6 protein-coding genes and 1 pseudogene are annotated in these 7,652 nt (G+C 70.1%); all 7 read left to right on the top strand.

Going from position 1 to position 7,652, the window contains the following annotated elements:
* Positions 1-649 (top strand): annotated as a pseudogene (locus tag ACWEKM_RS18200) (Rne/Rng family ribonuclease); the annotation flags it as partial.
* A 244-nt stretch (positions 650-893) separates the two neighbouring features.
* A complete protein-coding gene (gene rplU, locus ACWEKM_RS18195; RefSeq protein WP_393112460.1) occupies positions 894-1,214 on the top strand; it encodes a 50S ribosomal protein L21 in 321 nt (106 codons plus the stop codon).
* Positions 1,215-1,227: 13 nt separating this feature from the next.
* Positions 1,228-1,482: a 50S ribosomal protein L27 gene (gene rpmA, locus ACWEKM_RS18190; protein WP_071384751.1), complete on the top strand. Its 255-nt coding sequence runs from the start codon at positions 1,228-1,230 to the stop codon at positions 1,480-1,482.
* Between the two features lie 139 nt (positions 1,483-1,621).
* Positions 1,622-3,061 (top strand): GTPase ObgE, encoded by a 1,440-nt coding sequence (gene obgE, locus ACWEKM_RS18185; protein WP_451622184.1) that lies wholly within the window; start codon positions 1,622-1,624, stop codon positions 3,059-3,061.
* Positions 3,062-3,255: 194 nt separating this feature from the next.
* Positions 3,256-3,579 (top strand): hypothetical protein, encoded by a 324-nt coding sequence (locus ACWEKM_RS18180; RefSeq protein ID WP_451622183.1) that lies wholly within the window; start codon positions 3,256-3,258, stop codon positions 3,577-3,579.
* Positions 3,580-3,793: 214 nt separating this feature from the next.
* On the top strand, positions 3,794-5,293 hold the full coding sequence (locus ACWEKM_RS18175; RefSeq protein ID WP_451622182.1) for a D-ribitol-5-phosphate cytidylyltransferase: 1,500 nt from the start codon (positions 3,794-3,796) through the stop codon (positions 5,291-5,293).
* 137 nt (positions 5,294-5,430) lie between these two features.
* Positions 5,431-7,554 (top strand): hypothetical protein, encoded by a 2,124-nt coding sequence (locus tag ACWEKM_RS18170; RefSeq protein WP_451622181.1) that lies wholly within the window; start codon positions 5,431-5,433, stop codon positions 7,552-7,554.
* Positions 7,555-7,652 lie beyond the last annotated feature (98 nt).

Here is a 7,652-nt window from a genome sequence, read left to right as displayed (position 1 = left end):
GCGCTCGCGGGGTGCGCGCCCGCCCGCCGCCGCGCCCCCGGCCGTCGAGGAGGCCGCGCCCACCGGCCGTACTCGCCGTCGCGCGACCCGGAAGGTGTCGGCTCCGGCCGGTTCCCCCGCGGGTGCCGAGGCGGCCGTGGTGACGGTCACCGAGGCCGCGCACGCGGCCGAGGAGCCGGCGGCGGTGCCGGCGCCCGAGCCGACGGCACCGGCCGCGGAGCCGTACGCCGCTGAGCCGTCCGCCGAGGCAGCCGCCCCGGCCCGTCCGCGGCGCCGCGCCGTGCGCAAGTCCACCGCGCCGACCGCGTCCGAGGAGGCCGCCGTGGTGGTCGTCCCGTCGGCCGCGACGGAAGAGGCGCCCGAGGCGCCCGAGGCGGCTGTGGCCGCCGGGGAGCCGGACGGGGCGGACCCGACCGCCGGCGAGTCGGCCGAGGAGACCGCTCCGGCCAAGAAGGCGGCCCGCAAGACCGCCAAGAAGGCCACGGCGAAGAAGGCCGCCACCAAGAAGACCGCGGCCAAGAAGACGGCCGCCAAGAAGACGGCCGCGAAGAAGACGACGGCCAAGAAGGCGGCGACAACCGCCAAGACAGCCGCCGCCAAGTCGACGGCGAAGAAGACGGCGGTCGTGGCCGCCACGGACGAGGGCTGATCGGGCCCGACGGAAGGTGGGGCCGGTCCCGGTGACCGGCCGCACCCCGGTCGGACCGGGCCCGGTTTGACCCTCTCGGTCAGCTCCCCGTAACCTTGGCCGTCGGCGTGTCCGTCCACAGAGGCGCGTCATATCCCCGTAAACCTCTTCCTCCCGGGCACAGGGTTGGCCGGGAGAGGTCGCTCGTGTTGTTCTGGGCGGCTGGCCTGCGGGGGTGCCGTTTCCGAGCGAAAGAGAGATCCGCGTGTACGCCATCGTGCGTAGCGGTGGCCGCCAGCACAAGGTTGCTGTCGGCGACATCGTCGAGGTTGACAAGATTTCCACCGCCGAGGTCGGCGACACGGTCGAGCTCTCGACCCTGCTCGTTGTCGACGGCGACGCTGTGACCAGCGACCCGTGGGTGCTGGCCGGTATCAAGGTCCAGGCCGAGGTCGTGGACCACCACAAGGGCCAGAAGATCGACATTCTGCGCTACAAGAACAAGACCGGCTACCGCCGTCGCCAGGGCCACCGCCAGCAGTACACGGCGATCAAGGTCACCGAGATCCCCGCGGCTGCGAAGTAAGGACTGAGGAGACATGGCACACAAGAAGGGCGCATCGTCCACCCGGAACGGTCGCGACTCCAACGCCCAGCGGCTCGGCGTGAAGCGCTTCGGCGGCCAGGTCGTGAACGCGGGTGAGATCCTCGTCCGCCAGCGCGGCACCCACTTCCACCCCGGCGCCGGTGTCGGCCGCGGTGGCGACGACACGCTGTTCGCGCTGGAGGCCGGTGCGGTGGAGTTCGGTACCCACCGTGGCCGCAAGGTCGTGAACATCGTCCCGGTCGCCTGACCCAGGCTCCCGACCGTACGTTTCGCGAGGCGGACCTCACTTCCCGGGCGGGAAGGCGGGTCCGCCTTTCGCGTGTTACCCAGCAAGTCATCCGTACACCCCCTGCCTCCGGCCGGGGTATCCCCAGGAGGCACCCACCATGACCACCTTCGTGGACCGCGTCGAGCTGCATGTCGCCGCGGGTAACGGAGGTCACGGCTGTGCCTCCGTCCACCGTGAGAAGTTCAAGCCGCTGGGCGGTCCGGACGGCGGCAACGGGGGGCGCGGCGGCGATGTGATCCTGACCGTCGACCAGTCCGTCACCACGCTGCTCGACTATCACCACTCCCCGCACCGCAAGGCCACCAACGGCAAGCCCGGCGAGGGCGGCAACCGTTCCGGCAAGGACGGTCAGGACCTGGTCCTGCCGGTGCCGGACGGCACCGTCGTGCTGGACAGGGCGGGCCAGGTGCTCGCCGACCTGGTCGGACACGGTACGTCGTACGTCGCCGCGCAGGGCGGCCGGGGCGGACTCGGCAACGCGGCGCTGGCCTCGGCCCGGCGCAAGGCGCCCGGATTCGCGCTGCTCGGCGAGCCGGGCGACCTCCAGGACATCGTGCTGGAGCTGAAGACGGTCGCCGACGTGGCCCTCGTCGGCTATCCGAGCGCGGGCAAGTCCTCGCTGATCTCGGTGCTGAGCGCGGCCAAGCCGAAGATCGCGGACTACCCCTTCACCACCCTCGTGCCGAACCTGGGCGTGGTGACCGCGGGCGCGACCGTGTACACCGTCGCCGATGTGCCGGGGCTGATCCCCGGCGCCAGCCAGGGCCGGGGACTCGGCCTGGAGTTCCTGCGGCACGTGGAACGGTGCAGCGTGCTGGTGCACGTGCTGGACACGGCCACGCTGGAGTCCGACCGTGACCCGCTCTCCGACCTCGACGTCATCGAGGAGGAGCTGAAGCAGTACGGCGGACTCGGCGACTGTCCTCGGATCGTCGTCCTCAACAAGGTCGACGTGCCGGACGGCAAGGACCTGGCCGAGATGGTGCGACCGGACCTGGAGGCACGCGGCTACCGCGTCTTCGAGGTGTCCGCGGTGGCGCACATCGGGCTGAAGGAACTGTCGTACGGGCTCGGCGAGTTGGTGGCCGCGGCGCGGGCCGCGAAGCCGAAGGAGGAGGCGACGCGGATCGTCATCCGGCCGAAGGCCGTCGATGACGCGGGCTTCTCGGTGAGGCGCGAGGACGACGGGCTGTTCCGGGTGCGCGGCGAGAAGCCGGAACGCTGGGTCCGGCAGACCGACTTCACCAACGACGAGGCCGTCGGTTACCTCGCCGACCGGCTCAACCGCCTCGGTGTGGAGGAGGAGTTGATGAAGGCGGGCGCCCGCGCCGGGGACGGCGTCGCGATCGGCCCCGAGGAGAACGCGGTCGTCTTCGACTGGGAGCCGTCGGTGATGGCGGGCGCGGAGATGCTCGGCCGACGTGGCGAGGACCACCGGTTCGAGGAGCAGCGGCCCGCCGTCCAGCGGCGGCGTGAGCGGCAGGCCGAACGGGACGAGTCCACCCGCGAGTTCGACGAGTTCGATCCCTTCGATTGAGACGCGCGGTGGCCGGTTCCGACCGGTCCGACCGGTTCCGACCGGTCCGGCCGGCCCGCACGGAGCCTTCCGAGGCCGCTGAGCAGCTGCGCTACAGCGCTACTGCGCTACTGAGCCGCTCAGCGGCGACCGGCATCTGATGGGCGACACCGTGCCCACCGAAGGGGGGCAGGCCCGGACCGGATCACCGTCGTGTGCAGGCCGTTCCGGACGCGGCGAATCGTTCGCTCGCCCTCGCCGAGCCCGAATTGCCGCGGAATCCGCGGAATCCGCGGGATCTTCATGGGGAATTCCGCGGCAATGTTCTGCCGGATGAGCTGTATTCCCGGCTGGTCCGTAACGGCGCGGTCATGGATATGAAGAACACGTGCAGCCCCACGCCGCACGACGTGAAGATCGTCCCCTCCGAGTCCGCAGCTCGGGCGTGGACCGCGCCCCGGACGCCGTCGAAGGAACGCCACGCGCCGCCGGTCCGGGTGCTCGGCCACCGCCGTCCGAAGCGGCTGTGGTGGCGCTGAGCCGACGATGCGTCACGTTCCGCCATGCCAAAGCCCTGTGGAGTTACTCACAGCAATTCTTCGGGCCTCTTCCGCGGAGCATCGCCTATCACCAGGCCCGGAAGGTGAATGGCAGGTTGCGTGCACATATGCAACGAAGGACGCTCACCTTGCATTGCGGTTACCGGAAGTGGGACCATTTCCGGGTTCCCTGACGCGCCAAGGTAGGTCACCTGTGTCCCAGTACATAGCCAAGCCCCGTACCACCGCAGTGATCCTGGCCGGTGGCACCGGTCAGCGGGTGGGTCTGTCGATCCCCAAGCAGTTGCTGAAGATCGCCGGCAAGGCAGTCATCGAGCACACCCTGACCACCTTCGAGAATGCCGACTCGATCGACGACGTCATCGTGCTGATGGCGCCGGGCTATGTGCCGGACGTCGAGAAGATCGTCGCCAAAGCCGGGTTCACCAAGATCAAGAAGATCATCGAGGGCGGCACCACCCGCAACGAGACCACCGAGCGGGCCATCGCCGCCCTCCGCGCGGACCTGGCCGAGGGCGAGGACCTCAACGTCCTCTTCCACGACGCCGTACGCCCCCTGCTGTCCCAGCGCGTCATCGACGACTGCGTGACGGCCCTGGAGCGCTACGAGGCCGTCGATGTCGCCATCCCGTCCGCGGACACCATCATCGTCACGCGCACCCACGGCCACGACGGTGAGTTCATCACCGAGATCCCGGACCGCTCCCGGCTGCGCCGCGGCCAGACGCCGCAGGCATTCAAGCTGTCCACGATCCGCCGCGCCTACGAGGTGGCGGCAGGCGACCCCAACTTCCAGGCCACCGACGACTGCTCGGTCGTGCTCAAGTACCTGCCCGACGTGCCGATCCATGTCGTGGCGGGCGACGAGTACAACATGAAGGTGACGCAGCCGGTCGATGTGTTCATCGCCGACAAGCTCTTCCAGCTCGGCTCCACGGCCGCGCCCGAGCAGAACGGCGAGGACTCCTACCGCGAACTGCTCGCCGGTCGGACCGTCGTGATCTTCGGCGGCTCGTACGGCATCGGCAAGGACATCGCCGAGCTCGCCGCATCCCACGGCGCGCGGGTCTACGCCCTCGGCCGCTCCACCACCGGCACGCACGTGGAGAACCCGGAGGAGGTCGACGACGCGCTGTCCAGGGCGTACGCGGAGACCGGCCGGATCGACCACGTCGTCAACACCGCGGGCGTGCTGCGCATCGGCAAGCTGGCCGAGACCGACAACGCCACCATCGAGGAGGCGCTGAAGGTCAACTACCTGGCCCCGGTGCAGATCGCCCGCTCCGCGTACAAGTACCTGGCCGAGACCAGGGGCCAGCTGCTGCTCTACACCTCCAGCAGCTACACCCGCGGCCGGGCCGAGTACAGCCTGTACTCCTCCACCAAGGCGGCCATGGTCAACCTCACCCAGGCGCTGTCCGACGAGTGGGCGGGCGACGGCATCCGCGTCAACTGCATCAACCCCGAGCGCACCGCCACCCCGATGCGCACCAAGGCCTTCGGCAAGGAGCCCGCGGGCACCCTGCTCTCCTCCGAGGCCGTGGCCCGCACCTCGCTCGATGTGCTGCTGTCCGAGCTGACCGGTCATGTCATCGACGTCCGCCAGCAGGATCCGACGGCCGGCGCGAGCGAGGCGTCCGGCTTCGAGCAGGCACTGGCCGGCGTCCTGGACCGTCAGGACGGCGTGGCATAATCGACAGGAAATAGCCACCTGTAATTCAGGCCCCTGTCGCTGCGCGTTAGCGGAGCATTCACAGGGGCCTGAATCCGTAAAACCCCAGACCGCCCGTAAGGTCTTATTCCGGCAGTTTTGTCAGCAAAAGGTTATCCGTGATATCCACCGCCATTCGCGTCGCCCGGGTGGGCAGCGCGGCCGAGCTGGCCGCGGCGGCCCTCATGATGCTGGGTTACTCCTGCCTCATGGTGGCCGCGCTCGTCCCGAGTGTGTACGCCTTCGCGGCCGCGGCCGCAGTGACCTACCTCGCGGACCACTACCTGCACCGCAGGGGCAGTTACCTGATCAACCGCCTCGGCAAGGTGCGCGCCGGGCTGTCGATCCGCTTCCTGATCCGGCAGCTGCTCCTGGTCCTGCTGCTGGCCCGGCTGTCCGTCTCGGACAACCTGATCTCCTACAGCGCGATCGCCTGCTTCATCGCCTTCTTCGCCCTACAGGCCCCGCACGGCGCGCTGGTCACCCTGATCCGCAACCGCCGCCGCATGCCGGTAGCCACCCGCAACGTCGACCTGAAGTCCCGCATCCGTATCCCGGACGCACCGCCGCGGCGACTGCTGCACCGCTCCGCGGAGAAGATGCTCCATCTCGACCTGTTCGCGGTCCTCGGCATCCTGGTCGGCACAGCGCTGGACCGGTCCGTGTACGCCTACGCCGGCATCGGCATCACGATGTTCCTCGCCCTGCTGTACGTTCTCACGCTCATGCCCTACGTGCGCGGCCGCCGGATCCCGCCGAACGCCGAGCGGGTGCTGGCGGCCGTCGACGACTGGCTGACCGCCTACAAGCCGGAGACGGTGCTCTACTTCTCCGGCTCCAAGGACTCCGCGTACCAGGTCAACATGTGGCTGGAGACCATGGAGCAGCTGACGACCCGGCCGCTGGTCATTCTGCGCGAGCGGGTCATCCTGCAACACCTGGCCCCGACCACGGTCCCCGTCGTCTGCGTGCCCGGCGGTGTGCACCTGATGAACATGGAACTGTCCACGGTGCGCGTCGCGCTGTACGCGGCGAACGTCGGAAAGAACATCCACCTGCTGCGCGTACCGACCATGAAGCACGTCTTCATCGGCCACGGCGACAGCGACAAGCTCGCCAGCGTCAACCCGTTCAGCAAGGTGTACGACGAGGTGTGGACCGCGGGCCGCGCGGGCCGCGACCGGTACGCCATCGCCGACGTGGGCGTGCGCGACGACGACATAGTCGAGGTCGGCCGCCCGCAACTGGCGCCGATCCGGACCTGGCAGGGCGTCCCCGAGGACCGGATACCGACCGTGCTGTACGCGCCCACCTGGGAGGGCTGGGACGACAACCCGGGCAACACCTCGATCCTGCTCGCCGGCGAGAACATCGTGCGGCGGCTGGTGCAGGCCGACCCGCCCGTCCGCGTCCTCTACAAGCCGCACCCCTTCACCGGCACCCGCAGCGCCCAGGCCAAGGCTGCCCACGAGCGGATCACCGCGCTGGTCGAGAAGGCCGCCGCACAGCGCGCCGCCGACTCCCGGTTCCCCGCAGAACCGGCCGCCGAGACGCAGGCCAGGACCGAGCTGGCCCGTATCGAGGCCCGGCTCGCCGAGCTGTCCGGCACCGGCGGCGAGAAGGGCGACGAGGCCGAGGCGTCCCGGGACGGCGTCGTCGACGTCGACCGGCACGAGGAGATCGCCCGGCTGCGCACCGAGTGGAACGCCGCCCACTGGCGTTCCTTCCCGGCGCACGAGCACCGGGTCATCACGGGCGCCGAGCCGCGCCTGTACGACTGCTTCAACGTCTCCGACGCGATGGTCTCCGACATTTCCAGCGTGGTCTCCGACTTCATCGCGAGCGGCAAGCCGTACGCGGTCACGGACTCCGCCGGACTGGGCGTGGAGGAGTTCAAGCGGCAGAACACGGCCGTGCGCGCCGCGGTGATCCTGTCCAACGGTGCCGAGGAGCTGGGCGGTCTGCTGGCCGCCGTGCGTGAGCCGTCGGCCGACCCGCTGGCCGACGACCGCGGGGAGCTGAAGCGGTATCTGCTCGGCCCGGACGAGCCGAGGTCCATCGACCAGTTCAACACCGCGGTGGCCGACCTCGCCCACAAGGCCGACACCCGCAACCTCGGCCAGGCGAAGCGGGCCGCGGCCGGCGGCGGGCAGGAGGGCGCGCAGGACGGCGCGCTGGCGGAACTGCTGCCCGGGCAGCGGCTGTCGTCGGCGGGCGAGACGGACGGTGTGACGGCGGGCTGACGCCCCGCGGCGGGCTGAGACCCTGCGGCGGGTTGACGCCTCGTGGCGGGTTGACGTCCCGCAACCGAAGCCGGGCCCGGCCCTCCGGGGCGTGATCT

The sequence above is a fragment of the Streptomyces sp. NPDC004752 genome (assembly GCF_053601275.1).
Note: the sequence above shows the minus strand (reverse complement) of the source record. Positions and strands in the feature narration are given on the sequence as shown.